This window comes from Pseudomonas granadensis (assembly GCF_900105485.1).
Taxonomy (GTDB): Bacteria; Pseudomonadota; Gammaproteobacteria; order Pseudomonadales; family Pseudomonadaceae; genus Aquipseudomonas; species Aquipseudomonas granadensis.
In genome coordinates, this window is the sequence record NZ_LT629778.1 from 4,270,047 (window position 1) to 4,292,466 (window position 22,420).

The window sequence follows — 22,420 nt, forward strand, 5'->3', positions numbered from 1 at the left end:
GTGATGTTGGCAGGATTACTGCTCGGCCTTCAGCCGATCACGAAACGCTTTCGGGGATATCCCCACCCGACGCCGGAACAGGCGTGTGAAGTTGGTCGGGTCGGAAAACCCCAACAGCTCCGACATCTCGTAAATGGTCATGCTGGTGTAGGTCAGCAAGCGTTTGGCTTCCAGTAACTGGCGCTCGTGCATGATCTGCAACGCCGGTTGCCCGGCCAGTTCGCGGCAGGTGCCGTTGAGGTGCGAGACGGAAATGCCCAGGCGATGGGCCAGATCCTCGACCTTTACATGCTGGCGATAGGTTTCTTCGACCAACTGAATAAAACCATTGAGGTATTCGCGCTGACGTTGCGGCCGTTGACTGGCTTTGTGACGCACGATCGCCTGGCGACTGACCCAGACCATGATCACGCTGACCAGCGAATGCATGAGCATTTCCCGCGCGGGTTGATGGCTGTTGTACTCGGCCTGCAAGGCGCTGAACAGACTGTTGAGGTAGTCGCCGTCCGCACCGGCCGGGTAATGCTCGGCGCTGGCCAGCGCGTGCACCGAATCGCCCAGTTGTGCCTGCAAGTGGTTGATCAGCGGTGTGGCGAGGGTAACGATGAAGCCCTCGACGTCCTCGGAAAAACGAAAGCCGTGCACCGACAGCGGTGGCAGGACCTGGATCGCCGGGGTTTGCAATTGCGTGCGCTGGCCCTCGATTTCAAGCTCTGCCTGACCTTTGAAAACGAACAGCAACTGGCACAGATCGGCGTGGCGATGGGGTTTGATTTCCCACTCGTGTTCGCGACTGCGTGAGGAAATGGTTTCACAGTGCAGCAAGTCAGGGGTCGGCCAGTCCAGGCTTTCACCGTAGAGCTTGAACACGGGAATCGAAGGCAGCTCAGGCTTGTTCATCACTTCAATCCAGGCCTCGGGGTTGTGGGCGATAATCGCACCGATTGGCAGAATGTACAGGTATCGGCTCAGTTTTCACCTTCAATTGACAGACCCGCAAGGGAAAAATGCAAGCACTCGATCCATAAAAAACCCTCACCGGCGTTTGCCGCGTGACGCTTGCGAGCCATAAAAACAATGAAAACGCTGAAAACCCAAATCGCGATCATCGGCGCCGGCCCGTCCGGTTTGCTCCTCGGCCAGTTGCTGCACAACGCTGGCATCGACACCCTTATCCTCGAACGGCAAACGCCCGACTATGTGCTCGGGCGCATCCGCGCCGGCGTGCTTGAACAAGGCATGGTAGAGCTGTTGCGTCAGGCCAGGGTAAGCCAGCGCATGGACGCCGAAGGGCTGGTCCATGGCGGTTTCGAACTGGCCCTCGACGGACGCCAGGTGCACATCGACCTGCACGCTTTGACCGGCGGCAAGAGCGTGATGATCTACGGCCAGACCGAAGTCACCCGCGACCTGATGGCCGCTCGTCGGGAGGCCGGCGCGCCGACGATTTATCAAGCGAGCAATGTCGTTCCGCACGGCATGAAAAGCGACGAAGCGTTCGTCACTTTTGAAAAGGATGGCGAAACCTGGCGCGTCGATTGCGACTACATCGCCGGTTGCGACGGTTTCCACGGGGTCGCCCGGCAATCGATTCCGGCCGATTGCCTGAAGGTCTTCGAGCGGGTTTATCCGTTCGGCTGGCTGGGTATTCTTGCCGACACCCCGCCGGTACACGACGAGCTGGTTTACGCCCGTCACGAACGCGGTTTTGCCTTGTGCAGCATGCGTTCGCCGACGCGCACGCGCTATTACGTGCAGGTGCCGGCTGATGACAACGTTGAGGACTGGAGCGACGAGCGCTTCTGGGACGAGCTGAAAAACCGCTTGCCGAGCGCACTGGCGGAGAAACTGGTCACTGGTCCGTCGATCGAAAAAAGCATCGCGCCGCTGCGCAGCTTTGTCGTCGAACCGATGCAGTACGGGCGGATGTTTCTGGTCGGCGACGCCGCGCACATCGTCCCCCCTACCGGCGCCAAGGGCCTGAACCTGGCGGCCAGCGATGTCAGCACGCTGTTCAATATTCTGCTCAAGGTTTACCGCGACGGGCGCACCGACTTGCTGGAGAAGTACTCAGAAATCTGCCTGCGCCGCGTGTGGAAAGCCGAGCGCTTTTCCTGGTGGATGACCTCGATGCTGCACCGCTTCGACGATCACGATGCGTTCAACCAGCGCATCAACGCCGCGGAACTGGACTACTTCGTCGACTCGGAAGCCGGGCGCAAAACCATCGCAGAAAATTACGTCGGGCTTGCGTACGAGGCTATCGAATAGCTTCCTACCGACTTACACTGGCGAGCATCCCCGCTCGCCATGCCCTTGCGGGTCAATCACTGCCTGCAGGTTTTCCGTGACCACTCTGAACCCGCCTGAAACACCCAAACCGGCCATTCGCAGCGTGCTGGTCGCCTTGATGATGGCGATCTTTCTCGGCGCGCTCGACCAGACCATCGTCGCGGTGTCGATGCCGGCCATCTCTGCCCAGTTCAAGGACGTCAGCCTGCTGGCCTGGGTGATTTCCGGTTACATGGTGGCGATGACCGTGGCGGTGCCGATCTACGGCAAGCTTGGCGATCTGTACGGGCGGCGCAAACTGATGCTGTTCGGCATGGGCCTGTTCACCGTGGCTTCGCTGTTCTGCGGCATGGCGCAGAGCATGGAGCAACTGGTGCTGGCGCGCATTCTTCAGGGCATCGGCGCTGGCGGGATGATTTCGGTGAGTCAGGCGATCATCGGCGACATCGTGCCGCCGCGTGAACGGGGCCGTTATCAGGGCTATTTCAGCAGCATGTACGCGGTAGCGAGTGTTGCCGGGCCGGTGCTCGGCGGCTACATGACCGAATACCTGTCGTGGCGCTGGGTGTTTCTGATCAACCTGCCGCTGGGCCTCGGTGCCTGGTGGGTGGCACGGCGCAACCTGCGCGGTTTGCCGATACCGCAGCGCAAACCGGTGATCGACTACCTCGGTACGGTGTTGATGATCATCGGTCTGACCGCGCTGCTGCTGGGGATCACCGAGGTCGGTCAGGGCCATTCGTGGCGCAGCAGCGAAGTGCTCGGTCTGCTCGCTTGTGCGGTGCTGGTGCTGGCGGCGTTCGTCTGGCATGAACGGCGCGCGCGTGAGCCGTTGCTGCCGATGCACCTGTTCGCCAACCGCAGCGCCCTGCTGTGCTGGTGCACGATTTTCTTCACCAGTTTCCAGGCCATTTCGCTGATCGTGCTGATGCCGCTGCGCTTTCAAACTGTCACCGGTGCCGGCGCCGACAGCGCTGCGCTGCACTTGTTGCCGCTGGCGATGGGGCTGCCGATCGGCGCGTATTTCGCCGGCCGCCGCACCTCGATCACCGGCCGCTACAAACCGCAGATCCTGACCGGCGCGGTATTGATGCCGATCTCGATTCTCGGCATGGCGTTCAGCCCACCGGAAGCGACGCTGCTCAGCGGCGTGTTCATGTTGCTCAGCGGTATTGCCGGTGGCATGCAGTTTCCGACCTCCTTGGTCGGCACGCAGAATTCGGTCGAACAACGCGACATCGGCGTGGCCACCAGCACCACCAACCTGTTCCGCTCCCTCGGCGGCGCGGTGGGGGTGGCGTTGATGTCGGCGCTGCTGCTGGCGCTGTTGCAACACTCGAGTTTCGCCCACCTGGCAAGCAGTTCACTGCTCAGCGAGGGGCATTCGGGCAATGTCCTGCTCGATGGCCTCAACGCTGCTCCGGGGGATGCGCAGCATGCCTTGCGCGCAGAGCTGCTGGTAACGTTCCGGCATTTGCTGTGGGTGAGTACCGCGGTATCTCTGCTCGGGTTGGCGGCAGCGATTGCCATGCCGAACAACCTGCTGCGCGGGCGCGAACACGGCGCGAAATAACTGTCCCCCCTGCCAAACCTGTGGGAGCGAGCCTGCTCGCGAAGACGTCGTGTCAGCCGACATCAGATTTAATGACACACCGCTTTCGCGAGCAGGCTCGCTCCCACAAGGGAGGCCGGTGTTTCGGTCAAGGGCTGTAGTAACCCACCGCGACGAGGAAATGCCCGACCTTTTTCAGGTAGGCGTGTTTGTCCTCGACCTTGCCGGTCACCGGGTTTTTCCAGCGGTATTCGTATTCACCTTCATCCTGCTTGCCGATCAGCGCCAGGATCGGTTCGCCCACCGGTTTGCCTTCCGGGTCCTTGACCTTGGTGAAGTCGGTGTTGATCAGGCGCAGGTTGGTGCCATGCGCCACGTAGCGTCGGGTGTTGAGGTCAACCACGAACACATACAGGTCATCCTGCAGATAGCCGCCCTTGAGCGAATTGACCGCGGTCAGCGTACCCTTCTCGTCTTTACCGAGGTCCGTTGCGGCCTTATCCAGCAGTGCTTTGGCCTGCTCCGCCGAAGCGCGCGGCAAGTAATAACCCACCGCCAGAATCCGCTGGCCGACGCGCTGATAAAATACGTGCTTGCGCTCGACCTTGCCGTCGGCCCAGTTCTGCCAACGGTATTCGGCCTGCTGGATACCGTTGCCCTCCGGGACTTTCAGGGCGTCCTTGAAGGCTTTCTGCAAATCCGGACCAAGCACTTCGCTGACGTCGCGCCCGATCAGTGCGGCTGAAGGCCCACCGCTGGCGAGCATCACGCCCTTGGTATCGACCACGAAGACGTAGCGGTCCTTGTCGACAAACTCACCCTGCCGGCTGAAGGCGGCAAACGCCTTGTCGCCGTTGTCGTGGTAATAAGCCAGGGCTTTTTCCAGCAGGGCGACGGCGGCCTGACTGTCATCCTTGCCATCGGTCGCGGCGCTGGCCTGGCTGAGACCGGCCAATAGCATCACGCCGAGCCAGGCCAGTTTATGCAAAAACCCCATAGCGCATCCCTCGTTCTTGTTGGTGTTTCAAGAGCGTAGACGGCCTGGGCTGATGTAGGGATATTCAGAGGGTTTCTGAACGTTACGCGGTGGCTGTGATGAGGCATGCCCCACCACAGCCAATCGACTATCAAGGTCGCGCGTTGATCTGCTGTTGCAGGTTCTGGATCTGCGCCTGCAGCGTGTTGAGGTTGCGCGTCATCTGCGCGCGGAAGGCGTCGAACTCAGCGGTGTTGCCGCCACCCTGTGGGGTTGCCGGGCGATTGTCCTGCTCGCTTTTGAGCACAACGATTTCCTGCTCGAGTCGATCGATGGCTGCGCTCGGGTTGCCCTGTTTCTTCAAGGCCACGATATCGGCGCCGAGGCTCTTGAACTGCGCATCGAACGCTTTCAATTCCGCGTCGAGCTTGCTGGTGTCAGCCGGTGTGCTTTTCAGCGTCGCCAGTTCGGTGCTCAAGGTTTTCACCTGCGCCTGCAACTGGCTGTTGGCGGTCTGCAGTTCGCTGGTCTGCGCGGTCATCTGCGCCAGACGCTTGTCCAGATCGCTGGCCTGCCCGGCGACGCCTTGCTGCTGTTTGCTCTGATCGAGCAACTTGCCTTCCAGTTGCTTGATTTGCAGCTTCAGCGCTTCGCTGTCGCTGCTGACGTTGGACTGGCTGGCTACGACCTTGCCGGAAATGTCCTGCAGGCGCCCGGCCGCTTCTTCGCTGATCCGCGCGAAGCTTTCCTGGGTCGCGACCAGTTGCTGCTCCATCAAGGAGATCTGCTGGAAACTCCACCAGGCCAGACCGATAAAGGCAAAGAACAATGCGCCGACCAACGCCCACAAAGGCCCGGTGCTGGCCGCCTTGACCTTGACCACCGACGGCGTGCGCGAGTGCACGGAGGTGCGGGCGGTGGTGGGAATGTCATCGTCGTCGAAGGGGTCGGCGCGCAGGCTGGGCACGTTATCGAAATCGTCGTCGTGAGCATCGTTACGCATGGACATTGAGGCAACCTTTGAGAAACGCGGTGATGGCTAAATGCTGCGAAGTATAACCGCCGCAGCCGCAGGCATTGACCCCCATCCGGGGGCGCGGTTCATTGCCGGCCGACCGAATGGTTTCAACGAATGTCCTGAGCCTTCCACCAGGCGCAGAACTCGTCGAGGGCCGACCACAGGCTGACTTTCGGATCGTAGTCCAGATAATGCCGGGCGCGACTGATGTCGAGGGTGAAATTTTTGTTCATCACTTGCATGCCCAGCCGCGACAGCGTCGGCTCCGGACGCCCCGGCCAGAGTTTGCAGGCACCTTCGTTGAGCGCGGCAACGCTGTAGGCCAGCGCATACGAGCGATACTTGCGCACCTGCGGCACGTCCATATTGCGCATCACGTAATTGACCACGTCCCACAGCGGCACCGGCGCGCCGTTGCTGATGTTGTAGGCCTTGCCCAGCGCCGAGCCCGGGGCCAGCAAACCGCTGAGCATGGCTTCGTTAAGGTTGTGCACGCTGGTGAAATCGACCTTGTTCAGGCCATTGCCGACGATCGCCAGACGGCCCTTGCGCTGCATGTTGAGCAGGCGCGGAAAGATGCTCATGTCGCCAGCCCCGGTGACGAAACGCGGGCGCAACGCGATGGTTTCCAGGCCGAATTCCTGAGCGCCGAAGACCTTCTGCTCGGCCAGGTACTTGGTCGCCGCGTATGGATGCCTAAAGCGCTTGGGCACTTGTTCTTCGGTCAGACCGAGATGGTCGCGGCCATCGAAATAGATCGACGGCGATGACAGGTGCACCAAACGCCGGACCCGCTGCTTGAGGCAGGCCTCAACGACATTTTCGGTGACCTGCACGTTGCCCTGATGGAAATCCTGATAACGCCCCCACACACCGACCGCACCGGCGCAATGCACCACGGCTTCGACATCCGCGCACAGCTCGCGGGCCAGTTCGGCATCGGTCAGATCGCCGGGCACGAACTCGGCGCCACGGCGCACCAGATGCTCGACGCTCTCGGCCCGGCGCCCGTTAACCCGCACCTCAAGGCCCTGCTCCAGGGCAAAACGCGCAAAGCGTCCGCCAATGAAGCCGCTTGCGCCGGTAACCAAAATCTTCATCAAAAACTCCACAGATACAGCTGCAAGCTACAAGCCATTAGCAGCAAGTTAAAACGCTGCGCTTGCCGCTTGCAGCTTGACGCTCGCAACTGCTTCTAAGCCACTAGCCATTGCGGTGACGAGCGCAGTAATTGCTCGGTGAGCAGGTTGAGCAATTGCCCGCCGTTGCGCCAATGATGCCAGTACAGCGGCACATCGATGGGTTTATCTGGCAACAACTCGCGCAATACGCCGCTGCGCAACTGTTCGCGCACTTGCAACTCCGGCACCAGTCCCCAGCCGATTCCGGCTTCGGCCAAGCGGATGAAACCTTCCGAAGACGGACACAAATGGTGTTCGAAACCACCATCGACGCCCAGCGATGCGAGATAGCGATGCTGCAGAAAATCGTCCGGCCCGAACACCAGTGCCGGCGTGCGCGGCAGTTGTTCGGCGCGCACGCCCTGGGGGAAATGCCGCTCAATGAAGGCCGGGCTGGCCAAAGCGCGGTAACGCATCGCCCCGAGCAACACACTGCGCGCGCCGGCCACCGGTCGCTCGCTGGCGCAAAGGCAGGCCGCCACTTCACCGGCGCGCATACGTTTGAGGCCGACCGTCTGGTCTTCAACGATCAGGTCGAGCAATAAATGCTGCGCAGCGCAGAAATCCCCCACCGCTTGCCCCCACCAGGTGGCGAGACTGTCGGCGTTGAGCGCGATGCGCAGACGATCCGGCAGCCCCTCTTCGTCCAGCGCCGGAACGACGCTTTGCAGGTCACGCTCCAGCAAACGCACCTGCTGCACATGGTTGAGCAAGCGTCGGCCGATCTCGGTTGGCGCCGGCGGTGTGCCGCGAATCAGCACCGGCTGGCCGACCCGTGCTTCGAGCAGTTTGATCCGCTGCGAGATCGCCGACTGCGACAAACCCAGTACCTGCGCAGCCCGTTCGAAGCCAGCCTGTTCAACCACGGCGGCCAAGGCAGACAGCAATTTATAGTCGAACATCAGTTTTCCTAATGAGCGATCAGCAATATTGGTTTTTCTTATACATCGCTCGACCGGAGAATAGCCAGCAAGCACTTTTTCCCAAGGATCACGTTCATGGCCGGCGAAACTTCACTCACCACTTTATTGCGCAGCATGAGCCCGCAACTCAACGCCGGCGAATACGTGTTCTGCACCCTGTTCGATGGCGTGCTGCCGCGCGATCTTGAGATTGTCGGCAGCTTTCGCGAGCAGGAAGGCCTGACGGTGATCGTGCAGCGTGCCCATGCCGAACAGGCCGGTTTGCACTTCGACTATGTGGCGGCGTGGATCACTCTCAATGTGCACTCCGCGCTGGAAGCGGTTGGCCTCACCGCCGCGTTCGCCACGGCGTTGGGCCAGGCCGGGATCAGTTGCAACGTGATTGCCGGCTACTACCACGACCATTTGTTCGTCGGCCAGGCCGACGCCGAACGCGCCATGCAAGTGCTGCGCGATCTCGCAGCCAACGCGGAGTAACCGTTATGTGGCAAAGCTATGTGAACGGCCTGCTGGTGGCCCTCGGGCTAATCATGGCGATCGGCACCCAGAACGCCTTCGTATTGGCGCAGAGCCTGCGCCGTGAACATCATTTGCCGGTCGCCGCGCTGTGCGTGGCGTGCGATGCGCTGCTGGTGGCGGCCGGGGTGTTCGGCCTGGCGACGATTCTTGCGCAGAACCCGACGCTGCTGGCGGTCGCCCGTTGGGGCGGCGCGACGTTTCTGATCTGGTATGGCAGCCAGGCGTTGCGCCGGGCCTGTTCGAAACAAAGCCTGGATCAAGGCGCAAAGCAGACCGTGCGTTCATTGCGCGCCGTGATGCTCAGCGCGCTGGCGGTGACGCTGCTTAATCCGCACGTTTATCTGGATACCGTGTTGCTGATCGGCTCGCTCGGCGCCCAACAATCGGTGCCGGGGGCTTATGTGGTCGGCGCGGCAAGCGCTTCGCTGCTGTGGTTTTTCACCCTGGCGCTCGGCGCGGCGTGGCTGGCACCGTGGCTCGCTCGCCCCAGTACCTGGCGGATTCTTGACCTGGTGGTGGCGTTGATGATGTTCACGGTGGCCGGGCAGCTGATTATTGCGAACTGATTTATTCCAAACAGCCAAGAGGATGCCGTTGAACCTCTATCCCACACAGTTGTTGCGTGGTTATGCCGCAACCCCGGTGCTATGATCCAGACCCTGCGCCGCAAAGAGTAAAAACTCGCCGGTGCATTTCTGGCCGCCCGTGATCGGCCTTGCGCTCACCGCAACAGACCTGATTAGGAGAATCATCATGGCTTTCGAATTGCCGCCGCTGCCTTACCCACACGATGCCCTGCAGCCGCACATTTCCAGGGAAACCCTGGAATACCACCACGACAAGCACCACAACACCTATGTCGTGAACCTGAACAACCTGGTGCCAGGCACCGAGTTCGAAGGCAAGACCCTGGAAGAAATCGTCAAGACTTCCTCGGGCGGTATCTTCAACAACGCCGCTCAGGTCTGGAACCACACTTTCTACTGGAACTGCCTGGCGCCAAACGCCGGCGGTCAACCAACCGGTGCACTGGCTGAAGCGATCAACGCAGCCTTCGGTTCGTTCGACAAGTTCAAGGAAGAGTTCAGCAAAACCTCGATCGGCACCTTCGGTTCCGGCTGGGGCTGGCTGGTGAAAAAGGCTGACGGTTCCCTGGCGCTGGCCAGCACCATCGGCGCGGGCAACCCGATCACCAGCGGCGACACCCCGCTGCTGACCTGCGACGTCTGGGAACACGCTTACTACATCGACTACCGCAACGTGCGTCCGAAGTACGTAGAAGCGTTCTGGAACCTGGTCAACTGGAAGTTCGTGGCCGAGCAGTTCGAAGGCAAAGCCTTCACCGCTTAAGCTGCACGCCAGACAAGAAACCCGGCTATTGCCGGGTTTTTTTATGCTCGCGGATGGCGTTTTTCTCACGCTGAAAACAGCTTCGTGCCGTTTGTCGGGAGCGCACGGGAAGCTACCATCACAGAGCGCAAAAAATATCATGTGCAGGCTCAAGTTGAGGGCCGCCACTACCGACACAGTTAATTCAGAGCTAATACTCCAATTGGCAGCATTTTGACCAAGGCACGGGTGAATCTCCCTGAGCCCGATTGTCCCTTTGACTGCCACCCCGGGATTGCCAATACTCATGGCAACTTGACGCTACCCGCACGGAACAAGGAATACCCCTTTGAAGCTGGAACTCAAGAACAGCTTGTCGGTGAAGTTGCTCCGGGTCGTGCTCCTGTCGGCATTGATCGTCGGCGTGGTCTTGAGCTGTGCGCAAATCGTCTTCGATGCCTACAAGACCCGTCAGGCGGTGGCCGGCGATGCCGAGCGGATTCTCGACATGTTCCGCGACCCGTCGACTCAGGCTGTCTACAGTCTGGACCGGGAAATGGGCATGCAGGTGATCGAAGGCCTGTTCCAGGACGATGCCGTGCGTCAGGCGTCCATCGGCCATCCCAACGAAGCCATGCTCGCGCAGAAATCCCGCGAGCTGCAGCATTCCAACAGCCGCTGGCTGACCGACCTGATCCTCGGTCAGGAACGTACCTTCACCACCCAACTGGTCGGGCGCGGGCCGTACAGCGAGTATTACGGCGACCTGAGCATTACCCTCGACACCGCCACCTATGGCGAAGGTTTTCTCGTCAGTTCGGTGATCATCTTCATATCCGGGGTCTTGCGGGCGCTGGCCATGGGCCTGGTGCTGTATCTGGTTTATCACTGGCTGCTGACCAAACCGCTGTCGCGGATCATCGAGCACCTCACCGAGATCAACCCGGATCGCCCCAGCGAACACAAGATTCCGCAGCTCAAGGGCCACGAGAAAAACGAGTTGGGCGTATGGATCAACACCGCCAATCAGTTGCTGGAATCGATCGAACGCAACACCCATCTGCGTCACGAAGCGGAAAACAGCCTGCTGCGCATGGCCCAGTACGATTTCCTCACTGGCCTGCCGAACCGCCAGCAGTTGCAGCAGCAACTGGACAAGATTCTGGTCGACGCCGGCAAGCTGCAACGCCGCGTCGCGGTATTGTGCGTAGGGCTGGATGATTTCAAAGGCATCAACGAGCAGTTCAGCTACCAGACCGGCGACCAGTTGCTGCTGGCCCTGGCCGACCGTTTGCGCGCCCACAGCGGTCGCCTCGGCGCCCTCGCCCGTCTTGGCGGCGATCAGTTCGCGCTGGTCCAGGCCGATATCGAACAGCCCTACGAAGCGGCGGAACTGGCGCAAAGCATCCTCGACGATCTGGAAGCGCCATTCGCCCTTGATCATCAGGAGATCCGCCTGCGGGCGACCATCGGCATCACCCTGTTCCCGGAGGATGGCGACAGCACCGAGAAGCTGTTGCAGAAAGCCGAGCAGACCATGACCCTGGCCAAGACTCGCTCACGCAACCGTTATCAGTTCTACATCGCCAGCGTCGACAGCGAGATGCGTCGTCGTCGCGAGCTGGAAAAAGACCTGCGCGATGCGCTGATCCGCGATCAGTTCTATCTCGTCTACCAGCCACAGATCAGCTATCGCGATCACCGTGTGGTCGGTGTCGAAGCGTTGATTCGCTGGCAGCATCCCGAACACGGCCTGGTGCCGCCGGACCTGTTCATTCCGCTGGCCGAGCAGAACGGCACGATCATCGCCATCGGCGAATGGGTGCTCGATCAAGCCTGCAAGCAGCTACGCGACTGGCACGATCAGGGTTTTGCCGATCTGCGCATGGCGGTCAATCTGTCGACGGTGCAACTGCACCACGCCGAGCTGCCGCGAGTGGTCAACAACCTGTTGCAGATGTACCGCTTGCCGCCGCGCAGTCTGGAGCTGGAAGTGACCGAAACCGGCCTGATGGAAGACATCAGCACCGCCGCCCAGCATCTACTGAGCCTGCGCCGCTCCGGAGCGTTGATCGCCATTGACGACTTCGGCACTGGTTATTCATCGCTGAGTTATCTGAAAAGCCTGCCGCTGGACAAGATCAAGATCGACAAGAGCTTCGTGCAGGACCTGCTCGATGACGACGACGATGCGACCATCGTTCGCGCGATCATCCAGTTGGGCAAGAGTCTCGGCATGCAGGTGATTGCCGAGGGCGTGGAAACCGCCGAGCAGGAGACCTATATCATCTCCGAAGGCTGCCACGAGGGTCAGGGTTATCACTACAGCAAACCGCTCCCGGCCCGTGAGTTGAGCGCTTATCTCAAGCAAGCGCAACGCAGCAACGCCGCCATTCTGTGAAACGCCGTGAACGCGGCGCCTCTCGCCGATCAGGATCGTGCGCTTGATCCAGCGCACCCATGTTGTAAACAAGAAATATTTCCAACCACAACCCTTTACACATAATGCGAAAGATTTGCATTATGTCGCAGTTTTGCGCGCCCTCGGCGCCAGTCCACTCAACTACCGAAGCAGGATGTTCGCCATGATTCGTATGCCTCTGGCTACCGCCAGTCTGCTGGCCATCGCTATTTCCCTCGCCGGTTGCGGCGAAGGCAAGGACAAAGAAAAAGCCTCCGAAATGACGCCGGCTTCCAGCAGCGCTGCTCCAGCCCCTGCCGCTACGCCTGCGCCTGCTGCCGGTAAAGTCGACGATGCTGCCGCCAAGGCTGTGGTCGCGCACTACGCCGACATGGTCTTCGCCGTCTACAGCGATGCCGAATCCACCGCGAAAACCTTGCAGAGCGCGATCGACGCGTTCCTCGCCAAGCCGAACGCCGACACCCTGAAAGCCGCCAAGGCTGCCTGGGTCGCCGCGCGCGTTCCGTACCTGCAAAGTGAAGTGTTCCGCTTCGGCAACACCATCATCGACGATTGGGAAGGTCAGGTTAACGCTTGGCCGCTGGACGAAGGTCTGATCGACTACGTCGACAAATCCTACGAGCACGCCTTGGGTAACCCGGGTGCCACCGCCAACATCATCGCCAACACTGAAGTTCAGGTTGGCGAAGACAAGGTCGACGTCAAGGACATAACCGCGGAAAAACTCGCCAGTCTCAACGAGCTGGGCGGTTCCGAGGCGAACGTCGCTACCGGCTACCACGCCATCGAATTCCTGCTGTGGGGCCAGGACCTCAACGGCACCGGCCCGGGCGCTGGCAACCGTCCGGCCTCCGATTACCTGGAAGGCGCCGGCGCCACTGGCGGTCACAACGATCGTCGCCGTGCCTACCTGAAAGCCGTGACCGAGCTGCTGGTCAGCGATCTGGAAGAAATGGTCGGCAACTGGAAGCCAAACGTGGCCGACAACTACCGCGCCACGCTGGAAGCCGAGCCGGGTGAATCCGGTCTGCGCAAAATGTTGTTCGGTATGGGCAGCCTGTCCCTCGGCGAACTGGCCGGCGAGCGCATGAAAGTTTCCCTGGAAGCCAACTCCCCGGAAGACGAGCAGGATTGCTTCAGCGACAACACCCACTACTCGCATTTCTACGATGCCAAAGGCGTGCGTAACGTTTACCTGGGCGAGTACACCCGCGTCGACGGCACCAAGCTGACCGGCGCCAGCCTGTCGTCGCTGGTGGCCAAGGCTGATCCGGCTGCCGACACCGCACTGAAAGCCGATCTCGCCGCAACCGAAGCGAAGATCCAGGTCATGGTCGATCACGCCAACAAGGGCGAGCACTACGACCAGTTGATCGCGGCTGGCAACACCGCGGGCAACCAGATCGTTCGTGACGCGATCGCCGCGCTGGTCAAGCAGACCGGTTCGATCGAAGCCGCTGCCGGCAAACTGGGCATCAGCGACCTGAACCCGGACAACGCCGATCACGAGTTCTGATCAACGCGTGTGCTGCAAAAAAGGCGACCTTCGAGGTCGCCTTTTTCTTGTCTGCAACATACCTGCCCTGTGGGATCACCGCTAAATATCCGCTGTTCACCGTCCCCTGTAGGAGTGAGCCTGCTCGCGATAGCGGTGGATCAGTCACCCATTCATCAACTGACAGTCCGCTATCGCGAGCAGGCTCACTCCTACAGGGGGTTGCGTGCGCTTTCCGGCTTGTGCTGTATCAAGCAAACGATAATTCCTCTTATTCAAACTCCCCGGCCCTGTTAGACTTTGCGCCTTTGTTTTCGCCCGTCTGCAGGATGTCTGATGCCCTCGCTGCCTCTTCGCTTGTCTGCACTGTTGCTGGCCCTGGGCCTTAGTGCCTGCGATGACGCCCCGCGTTTCACCAAGGCCGAGCCCGGCGAGGCGCGTTCGGGTGGTGCGGCGACGGTGCGCAAGAGCGATCAGAACGCGTTTTCCCTGCCGTCGGCCAATCTCCCACCCTCGCGACGGGTGGATTTCAGCGTTGGCAACAGCTTCTTTCGCAGCCCGTGGGTGATCGCGCCATCGACCACCACGGCCCGCGACGGCCTCGGCCCGCTGTTCAACACCAACGCCTGCCAGAACTGCCACATCAAGGACGGTCGCGGTCATCCACCGGCACCCGACGCAAGCAATGCGGTGTCGATGCTGGTCAGGCTGTCGATTCCCGATGCGCCGCCCTACGCCAAAGCCATCGAACAACTTGGCGTAGTGCCGGAACCGGTCTACGGCGGCCAGTTCCAGGACATGGCCGTGCCCGGCGTTGCGCCGGAGGGCAAGGTGCGCGTCGACTACACGCCGGTGCCGGTGCGGTTCGCGGATGGCACCGAGGTCGAGTTGCGCAAACCGGTCCTGCAGATTACGCAACTGGGCTACGGGCCGATGCACCCGGACACGCGGTTTTCCGCGCGGGTGGCACCGCCGATGATCGGTCTGGGTCTGCTTGAAGCGATCCCCGAAGAGGAGATTCTCGCCAACGCTGCCGCACAAGCCAAAGACAACCAGGGCATCAACGGCCGGCCGAACCGGGTCTGGGACGATGTGTTGCAGAAAACCGTCATCGGCCGTTTCGGCTGGAAAGCCGGGCAACCGAACCTCAATCAACAGAATGTGCACGCGTTTTCGGGTGACATGGGCCTGACCACCAGCCTGCGCCCGTTCGATGACTGCTCCGACGCGCAAACCGCCTGCAAGCAGGCACCGAACGGCAACGGCCCGGATGGCGAACCGGAAGTCAGCGACAACATTTTGCGACTGGTGCTGTTCTATAGCCGCAACCTCGCGGTGCCCGCGCGACGCGGCGTCAATGATGCCGAGGTGCTGGCGGGCAAGAATCTGTTTTTCCAGGCGGGTTGCCAGTCGTGCCATACACCGAAATACACCACTGCCGCCAACGCCGCCGAACCGGAATTGGCCAATCAGGTGATTCGCCCGTACAGCGATCTGCTGTTGCACGACATGGGCGACGGTCTGGCGGACAATCGCACCGAATTCCAGGCCACCGGCCGCGACTGGCGCACCCCGCCGTTGTGGGGGATCGGCCTGACGCAAGCGGTCAGCGGCCACACGCAATTTTTGCATGACGGCCGCGCGCGCAATCTGCTTGAAGCCGTGCTCTGGCATGGCGGCGAAGCGCAAGCCGCGCAGCAACAGGTTTTGTCTTTCAATGCCGAGCAGCGCGCTGCGTTGCTGGCATTTTTGAACTCACTTTAAATACTGAAAAAAGAATCGGGAGCCCGACATGTTCCGTCCCAAGCTACTGTTCACCAGCCTTGCCGCACTCGCCCTCGGCGCCTGCTCGCCGCAGGACCCGCAAGCGGTCACGTCGGCGGCCATCGCCAAGTCGGTAATTCTGCCGACCTATACCCGCTGGGTCGAAGCCGACAAGCAACTGGCAGTCAGCGCCCTCGCCTACTGCCAGGGCAAGGAAACCCTGGAAACCGCGCGCGCCGATTTCCTTCACGCGCAAAAGGCCTGGGCCGAGCTGCAACCGTTGCTGATCGGCCCGCTGGCCGAGGGCAATCGTTCGTGGCAGGTGCAGTTCTGGCCGGACAAGAAGAACCTTGTTGGCCGTCAGGTCGAGCAACTGGTCGTAGCGCAGCCGCAGATCGACGCCGCGGCACTGGCCAAGTCGAGCGTGGTGGTTCAGGGCTTGTCGGCCTACGAATACATCCTCTTCGATGCCAAGCCTGACGTGGCCAACGCCGAGCAGAAAGCCAAATACTGCCCGCTGCTGATTGCCATCGGCGAACGCCAGAAGCAATTGGCCGAAGAGATTCTGCAGGGCTGGAACAACACCGACGGCATGCTCGCGCAGATGAGCAAATTCCCGAATCAGCGTTATGCCGACTCCCACGAAGCGATCGCCGATCTGCTGCGCGTGCAGGTCACTGCACTGGACACCCTGAAGAAAAAGCTCGGCACGCCGATGGGCCGCCAGAGCAAAGGCGTGCCACAGCCGTTCCAGGCTGATGCGTGGCGCAGCCAGTCGTCGCTGACCGCACTGCAAGCCAGCCTTGCAGCGGCCAAAACCGTTTGGGAAGGCGTCGACAACAAAGGCCTGCGCGGTCTGTTGCCAGCCGAGCAGAAGCCGTTGGCCGACAAGATCGACGCCGCCTACGCCGCCTCGCTGAAACTGTTCGACAGCACCCAGCGCTCGCTCGGCGAAATGCTTGAAGACGACGCCGGTCGCCAGCAACTGAACGACATCTACGACAGCCTCAACGTCGTCCATCGCCTGCACGAAGGCGAACTGGCCAAGGCGCTGGGCATTCAACTGGGCTTCAACGCCAACGACGGTGACTGATGAGGGCAAGTGCCATGCTGCGACGCCAGGCTCTGACTTTAGGTAGTGTGCTGCTGGGAGCAGTGACGCTGGGCGGCTGGACGCTGTTCAAACGCAAGGATCAGAGTCCGCTGCTGCTGTCGGCGCGCGACGACACTGACGGCAGGCATTACGCCGTCGGTTATCGGCTCGACGGTACGCGGGTGTTCGCCACGCAGGTCGGCCAGCGCTGCCACGACATCATCAACCACCCGACGCAGCCGATCGCGCTGTTCGTGGCCCGGCGTCCGGGCACCGAGAGTTATCTGATCGACCTGCGCGACGGGACCTTGCTGCAAACCGTGACCTCGCAGCCGAACCGGCATTTCTACGGGCATGCCGTGGTGCACAAGGATGGCGAGTATTTGTACGCCACCGAGAACGACACCTCCGATCCGGGTCGGGGTTTGCTCGGCGTGTATAAATTCGAAGGCGAACGGCTGGTGCACAGCGGTGAGATTTCCACCCACGGCCTCGGTCCGCACCAGGTGTCGTGGATGCCCGACGGCGAAACCCTGGTGGTGGCCAACGGCGGGATTCGAACCGAGGCGGAAAGCCGCGTCGACATGAACCTCAACGCCATGGAGCCGAGCCTGGTGCTGATGCAGCGCGACGGTACGCTGGTGAGCAAGGAAACCCTCGCCCAGCAGATGAACAGCGTGCGTCACCTGGGCATCGCCAGTGACGGCACCATCGTCGCCGGTCAGCAGTTCATGGGCGCCTCTCATGAGCGCTCGGAGCTGTTGGCGATCAAGCGACCGGGGCAGCCATTCGTCGCATTCCCGGTGCCGGAACATCAGCTGCAAGCGATGGGGCATTACACCGCCAGCGTCGCGGTGCACAGCGAGTTACGACTGGTCGCGCTGACCGCGCCGCGGGGCAACCGTTTTTTCATCTGGGATCTGGACAGCGGCGAAGTACGCCTCGACGCGCCGTTGCCCGATTGCGCCGGCGTCGGTGCGGTGCAGGACGGTTTTGTCGTGACCTCAGGTCAAGGCCGTTGCCGTTACTACGATTGCCGTCAGGCGGAGTTACTGGCCAAGCCGCTGGAATTGCCCGCAGGGCTCTGGGACAACCATCTGCATCTGATGGCATAAGCCGCGCGCGGCAGCGGCTGACAGCATCTCGAGGGCGAGCGTCATTTCATGGCCCTCGCCCTTTTCATCGCCTGTAATAACTGCCAGTTGGAATACCCCTTGTACTCGGAGTAATGTGCCCGCCTGTCTCACCTGATTTATCCAAGGAACTGGAAATATGCTGCGTCGCCGCATGCTGATCATGTTGGGTGTTGTGTTGCTGATCGTCCTGGTGCTGGGCGGGTACAAAGCCTTTTCGATCTACACGATGATCCAGGGCTTTTCCAAACCGAAACCGCCGATCAGCGTCGCCGTGGCCAAGGCCAGCGAACAGCCATGGCAGATGCGCCTGCCGACAGTCGGCACGCTCAAGGCGCTGCAAGGGGTCGAGCTGAGCCTGGAAGTGGCCGGCACGGTGACCGAACTCAAGTTCGAATCGGGGCAGAAGGTCAAGGCCGGGCAGCCGCTGCTGCAACTCGACAGCGCCGTCGAAACCGCGCTGCTGGAAACCGCCAGGGCCGACCTCGGCCTGGCACAACTGGATTTCGGCCGCGGCAGCCAACTGGTCGACAGCCGCGCCATCTCCAAAGGCGAGTACGACCGCCTCTCCGCTGTGCTGCAAAAGAACAAGGCCACGGTCAATCAGCTCAACGCGTCGCTGGCGAAAAAACGCATTCTCGCGCCGTTCAGCGGCACCATCGGCATCCGTCAGGTCGACGTCGGCGATTACCTCGCCAGCGGCACCAGAATCGCCACGCTGCAGGATTTGAGCAGCCTCTACGCCGACTTCTACCTGCCTGAACAATCGGTGCCGAAACTGGCCATCGGTCAACCGGTACGGATCGCCGTCGCCGCTTATCCGCAGCAGAACTTCGCTGGCAAGATCAGCGCGATCAACCCGATCGTCGAAAGCTCTACGCGCAACATTCTGGTCCGCGCGACCCTGGCCAATCCCGATGGCAAGCTGCTGCCGGGCATGTTCGCCAGTCTCGAAGTGCTGCTGCCGGAGCCGCAGAAACACATCGTGGTGCCGGAGAGCGCGATCACCTACACCCTCTACGGCAACTCGGTGTACGTGGTCGGGCAGAAGAAAGCCGAGGACGGCAGCGTCGAAAAAGACGACAAGGGCCAACCGGTGCTGATCGCCGAACGCCGTTTCATCGAAACCGGTGAGCGCCGCGATGGCCTGGTGATGATCAACAAGGGCGTGCAGAGCGGCGAGCAAGTGGTGACGGCCGGCCAGATCAAACTGGACAACGGTGCACACATCGCCATCAGCGACGACAAGACCCTCGGCGAGCAGAACAGTCCGCCCCGCGCCGACTGATCAAGGAATCCCCATGGCTTTTACCGACCCGTTCATCCGCCGCCCGGTGCTCGCCACCGTGGTCAGCCTGTTGATTGTGCTGCTCGGCTTCCAGGCCTGGAGCAAGTTGCCGCTGCGCCAGTACCCGCAAATGGAAAACGCGCTGATCACGGTGACCACCGCCTACCCCGGGGCCAATGCCGAAACCATTCAGGGCTACATCACCCAGCCGATGCAGCAAAGTCTGGCGAGTGCCGAGGGCATCGACTACATGACCTCGGTCAGCCGGCAGAACTTCTCGGTGATTTCGATCTATGCGCGAATCGGCGCCAACACCGATCGCCTGTTCACCGAACTGCTGGCCAAGGCCAACGAGGTAAAAAACAAGCTGCCGCAGGACGCCGAAGATCCGGTGCTGAGCAAGGAATCCGCCGACGCCTCGGCCCTGATGTACATCAGTTTCTTCAGCGAGGACCTGAGCAACCCGCAGATCACCGATTACCTGTCACGGGTGATCCAGCCAAAACTGGCGACCCTGCCGGGCATGGCCGAAGCAGAGATTCTCGGCAATCAGGTGTTTGCCATGCGCCTGTGGCTCGACCCGGTGAAACTCGCCGGTTTCGGTCTCAGCGCCGCTGACGTGACCAACGCGGTGCGCCAGTACAACTTTCTCTCCGCCGCCGGCGAAGTGAAAGGCGAGTACACCGTTACCAGCATCAACGCCAACACCGAGCTGAAGTCTGCCGAAGCCTTTGCCGCGATTCCGCTCAAGGTCGATGGCGACAGCCGCGTATTGCTCAGCGATGTCGCACGGGTGGAGATGGGCGCGGAAAACTACGACTCGATCAGCTCATTCGGCGGCACGCCATCGGTGTACATCGGCATCAAGGCGACACCGGGGGCCAACCCTCTGGATGTGATCAAGGAAGTGCGCAAGCTGATGCCGGAGCTGGAAGCGCAGTTGCCGCCGAACCTGAAAAGCGAAATCGCCTACGACGCCACGTTGTTCATCCAGGCTTCGATCGACGAAGTGGTGAAAACCCTGTTCGAAGCGGTGCTGATCGTCATCGTCGTGGTGTTCCTTTTCCTCGGTGCGCTGCGCTCGGTGGTGATCCCGGTGGTGACCATTCCGTTGTCGATGATCGGCGTGATGTTCTTCATGCAGATGATGGGCTACTCGATGAACCTGCTGACGCTGCTGGCAATGGTCCTCGCCATCGGCCTGGTGGTCGACGATGCGATTGTCGTGGTGGAAAACATCCATCGTCACATCGAGGAAGGCAAGACACCGTTCGACGCCGCGCTGGAAGGCGCCCGCGAAATCGCCATGCCGGTGGTGTCGATGACGATCACCCTGGCGGCGGTGTATGCGCCGATCGGTTTTCTCACCGGCCTGACCGGCGCGCTGTTCAAGGAGTTCGCCCTGACTCTGGCCGGCGCGGTGGTGATTTCCGGCGTCGTGGCCCTGACCTTGTCACCGATGATGTGCGCGTTCCTGCTGCGGCATGACCAGAACCCCAGTGGCCTGGCTCATCGTCTGGACCGGATCTTCGACAGCCTCAAACGCCGCTATCAGAGCATGCTGCATGGCACGCTCAATACACGGCCGGTGGTGCTGGTGTTTGCACTGATCGTGCTGTGCCTGATTCCGCTGTTCCTCAAGTTCACCAAGTCGGAACTGGCGCCGGACGAAGACCAGGGCATCATTTTCATGATGGCCAGTGCGCCGCAGCCGACCAACCTTGATTACCTGAGCACCTACACCGACGAATTCATCACGATCTTCAAGGAATTCCCCGAGTACTACTCCTCGTTCCAGATCAACGGCTACAACGGTGTGCAGGCGGGGATTGGCGGCTTCCTGCTGAAACCGTGGAACGAGCGCAGCCGCACGCAGATGGAAATCCTGCCGCAAGTGCAAGGCAAACTCGAAAGCATTCCGGGCTTGCAGATCTTTGGCTTCAATCTGCCCTCCCTGCCCGGCACCGGCGAAGGCTTGCCGTTCGAATTCGTGATCAACACGGCCAACGATTACGAACTGCTGCTGCAAGTCGCCGACCGAATCAAGAAACGTGCGATGGAGTCGGGCAAGTTTGCCTTCGTCGACCTTGATCTGGCGTTCGACAAACCGGAAGTGGTGGTCGATATCGATCGCGCCAAGGCCGCGCAGATGGGCGTGTCGATGCAGGACCTCGGCGGCACCCTGGCGACATTGTTGGGCGAGGCCGAGATCAACCGTTTCACCATTGAGGGACGCAGCTACAAGGTGATCGCGCAGGTCGAACGCCCCTACCGCGACAACCCGGACTGGCTGAACAACTACTACGTGAAGAACACCCAGGGCGAACTGTTGCCGCTATCGACGCTGATCAAGGTCAGCGACAGAGCGCGGCCGCGTCAGCTCAACCAGTTCCAGCAACTCAATGCGGCGAAGATTTCCGGTTTCCCACTGGTGAGCATGGGTGAAGCCATCGACACCGTGTTGCAGATCGCCCGCGAAGAAGCACCCGCCGGATTTGCTTTTGATTATGGCGGTGCCTCCCGCCAGTTCGTTCAGGAAGGCAGCGCCTTGTGGGTCACCTTCGCCCTGGCGCTGGCGATCATCTTTCTGGTGCTGGCGGCACAGTTCGAAAGCTTCCGCGATCCGCTGGTAATTCTGGTGACGGTGCCGTTGTCGATCTGCGGGGCGCTGATTCCGCTGTTTCTCGGCTGGTCGAGCATGAACATCTACACCCAGGTCGGGCTGGTGACGCTGATCGGCCTGATCAGCAAACACGGGATCCTGATCGTCGAGTTCGCCAACCAGTTGCGCAAGGACAAAGGCCTGACCGCGCGTGAAGCGGTTGAAGAAGCCGCGGCGATTCGCTTGCGCCCGGTGCTGATGACCACGGCGGCGATGGTGTTCGGCATGGTGCCGCTGATTCTCGCAACGGGCGCGGGGGCGGTCAGCCGCTTTGATATCGGCATGGTGATTGCCACGGGCATGTCCATCGGCACGCTGTTCACGCTGTTCGTGTTGCCGTGCGTTTATACCCTGCTGGCGAAACCCGATCCCAAACCCTCGACATAGCCCCTTGGTAGGAGTGAGCCTGCTCGCGATAGCGGTATGTCAGTTGCCATAATGTTGACTGACACACCGCTATCGCGAGCAGGCTCACTCCTACAGGGGGAGCGGTGTGTAAAAAAAAGGCCTCGCATCTGCGAGGCCTTTCACGTGGGCATCAATTTCAACTGGCTGGCCTCATCCCTTGAGATAGCCCGAACATGAACAACAGCAGATCATGATCGGGTTTGGTCGCCACGGAGGCTTTCGCCACCCGAGGCAGTGTGCAATGAGCGTCCGTCGTGGACGCTCCGATGACCTGCATGCGGGGCTGCTCCCAGGCAGCCACCGCCAATGAAGCGACTGCCAAGGCTCCGACCAGAAACAAACCTCGTGCAATTTCTAGTTTCATC

The 22,420-nt window shown here is 61.0% G+C and carries 18 protein-coding genes; 12 read left to right on the forward strand and 6 right to left on the reverse strand.

The genetic code is table 11. The annotated features are described in order from the left end of the window. Window positions 1-15: 15 nt before the first annotated feature. Window positions 16-900, reverse strand: coding sequence for a helix-turn-helix domain-containing protein (locus tag BLU52_RS18870; RefSeq protein WP_090285771.1), 885 nt, complete (start codon window positions 898-900; stop codon window positions 16-18). Between the two features lie 177 nt (window positions 901-1,077). Here BLU52_RS18870 and pobA point away from each other — a divergent pair, with 177 nt between their 5' ends. Together pobA and BLU52_RS18880 are read left to right on the forward strand one after the other, a co-directional pair. After that, window positions 1,078-2,271 carry a 4-hydroxybenzoate 3-monooxygenase gene (gene pobA / locus BLU52_RS18875; protein WP_090285773.1) on the forward strand — a complete coding sequence of 398 codons (1,194 nt, stop codon included), beginning with the start codon at window positions 1,078-1,080 and terminating at the stop codon, window positions 2,269-2,271. 76 nt (window positions 2,272-2,347) lie between these two features. Further along, entirely contained in the window at window positions 2,348-3,865 is a 1,518-nt protein-coding gene (locus BLU52_RS18880; protein ID WP_090285776.1) for an MDR family MFS transporter, read from the forward strand. A 127-nt stretch (window positions 3,866-3,992) separates the two neighbouring features. On the opposite strand, the gene BLU52_RS18885 is transcribed toward BLU52_RS18880, so the two are convergent. From BLU52_RS18885 to BLU52_RS18900, 4 genes are all read right to left on the reverse strand, one after another. Further along, a complete protein-coding gene (locus BLU52_RS18885; protein ID WP_090285779.1) occupies window positions 3,993-4,841 on the reverse strand; it encodes a cache domain-containing protein in 849 nt (282 codons plus the stop codon). 130 nt (window positions 4,842-4,971) lie between these two features. Beyond that, a complete protein-coding gene (locus BLU52_RS18890) occupies window positions 4,972-5,829 on the reverse strand; it encodes an ATPase (RefSeq protein ID WP_090285782.1) in 858 nt (285 codons plus the stop codon). A gap of 116 nt (window positions 5,830-5,945) precedes the next feature. Beyond that, entirely contained in the window at window positions 5,946-6,938 is a 993-nt protein-coding gene (locus tag BLU52_RS18895) for an NAD-dependent epimerase/dehydratase family protein (protein ID WP_090285784.1), read from the reverse strand. 95 nt (window positions 6,939-7,033) lie between these two features. Beyond that, window positions 7,034-7,921, reverse strand: a complete 888-nt coding sequence (locus tag BLU52_RS18900) for a LysR family transcriptional regulator ArgP (protein ID WP_090285786.1) — start codon at window positions 7,919-7,921, stop codon at window positions 7,034-7,036. A gap of 96 nt (window positions 7,922-8,017) precedes the next feature. Here BLU52_RS18900 and BLU52_RS18905 point away from each other — a divergent pair, with 96 nt between their 5' ends. The 10 genes from BLU52_RS18905 to BLU52_RS18950 all read left to right on the forward strand — a co-directional run bounded on the left by BLU52_RS18905 (window position 8,018) and on the right by BLU52_RS18950 (window position 22,034). Next, complete coding sequence (locus BLU52_RS18905; RefSeq protein ID WP_090285789.1) at window positions 8,018-8,419, forward strand: ACT domain-containing protein; 402 nt, start codon at window positions 8,018-8,020, stop codon at window positions 8,417-8,419. Between the two features lie 5 nt (window positions 8,420-8,424). Beyond that, a complete protein-coding gene (locus BLU52_RS18910) occupies window positions 8,425-9,027 on the forward strand; it encodes a LysE/ArgO family amino acid transporter (protein ID WP_090285791.1) in 603 nt (200 codons plus the stop codon). Window positions 9,028-9,214: 187 nt separating this feature from the next. Then, window positions 9,215-9,811, forward strand: a complete 597-nt coding sequence (locus tag BLU52_RS18915) for a superoxide dismutase (protein WP_090285794.1) — start codon at window positions 9,215-9,217, stop codon at window positions 9,809-9,811. Between the two features lie 328 nt (window positions 9,812-10,139). After that, a complete protein-coding gene (locus BLU52_RS18920) occupies window positions 10,140-12,191 on the forward strand; it encodes a putative bifunctional diguanylate cyclase/phosphodiesterase (RefSeq protein ID WP_090285796.1) in 2,052 nt (683 codons plus the stop codon). A gap of 184 nt (window positions 12,192-12,375) precedes the next feature. Continuing rightward, window positions 12,376-13,728, forward strand: a complete 1,353-nt coding sequence (locus BLU52_RS18925; protein WP_090285797.1) for an imelysin family protein — start codon at window positions 12,376-12,378, stop codon at window positions 13,726-13,728. A 315-nt stretch (window positions 13,729-14,043) separates the two neighbouring features. Next, a complete protein-coding gene (locus BLU52_RS18930; protein ID WP_090285800.1) occupies window positions 14,044-15,471 on the forward strand; it encodes a di-heme oxidoreductase family protein in 1,428 nt (475 codons plus the stop codon). Between the two features lie 28 nt (window positions 15,472-15,499). Beyond that, window positions 15,500-16,564 (forward strand): imelysin family protein, encoded by a 1,065-nt coding sequence (locus BLU52_RS18935; RefSeq protein ID WP_090285802.1) that lies wholly within the window; start codon window positions 15,500-15,502, stop codon window positions 16,562-16,564. 14 nt (window positions 16,565-16,578) lie between these two features. Beyond that, window positions 16,579-17,679: a DUF1513 domain-containing protein gene (locus BLU52_RS18940; RefSeq protein ID WP_090285804.1), complete on the forward strand. Its 1,101-nt coding sequence runs from the start codon at window positions 16,579-16,581 to the stop codon at window positions 17,677-17,679. Window positions 17,680-17,836: 157 nt separating this feature from the next. Then, window positions 17,837-18,985: an efflux RND transporter periplasmic adaptor subunit gene (locus tag BLU52_RS18945; protein WP_090285806.1), complete on the forward strand. Its 1,149-nt coding sequence runs from the start codon at window positions 17,837-17,839 to the stop codon at window positions 18,983-18,985. A gap of 13 nt (window positions 18,986-18,998) precedes the next feature. Continuing rightward, window positions 18,999-22,034 (forward strand): multidrug efflux RND transporter permease subunit, encoded by a 3,036-nt coding sequence (locus tag BLU52_RS18950; protein WP_090285808.1) that lies wholly within the window; start codon window positions 18,999-19,001, stop codon window positions 22,032-22,034. 157 nt (window positions 22,035-22,191) lie between these two features. Here the strand turns inward: BLU52_RS18950 and BLU52_RS18955 are convergent, their stop codons facing one another. Then, complete coding sequence (locus BLU52_RS18955; protein ID WP_090285811.1) at window positions 22,192-22,419, reverse strand: hypothetical protein; 228 nt, start codon at window positions 22,417-22,419, stop codon at window positions 22,192-22,194. Window position 22,420: the final 1 nt, after the last annotated feature.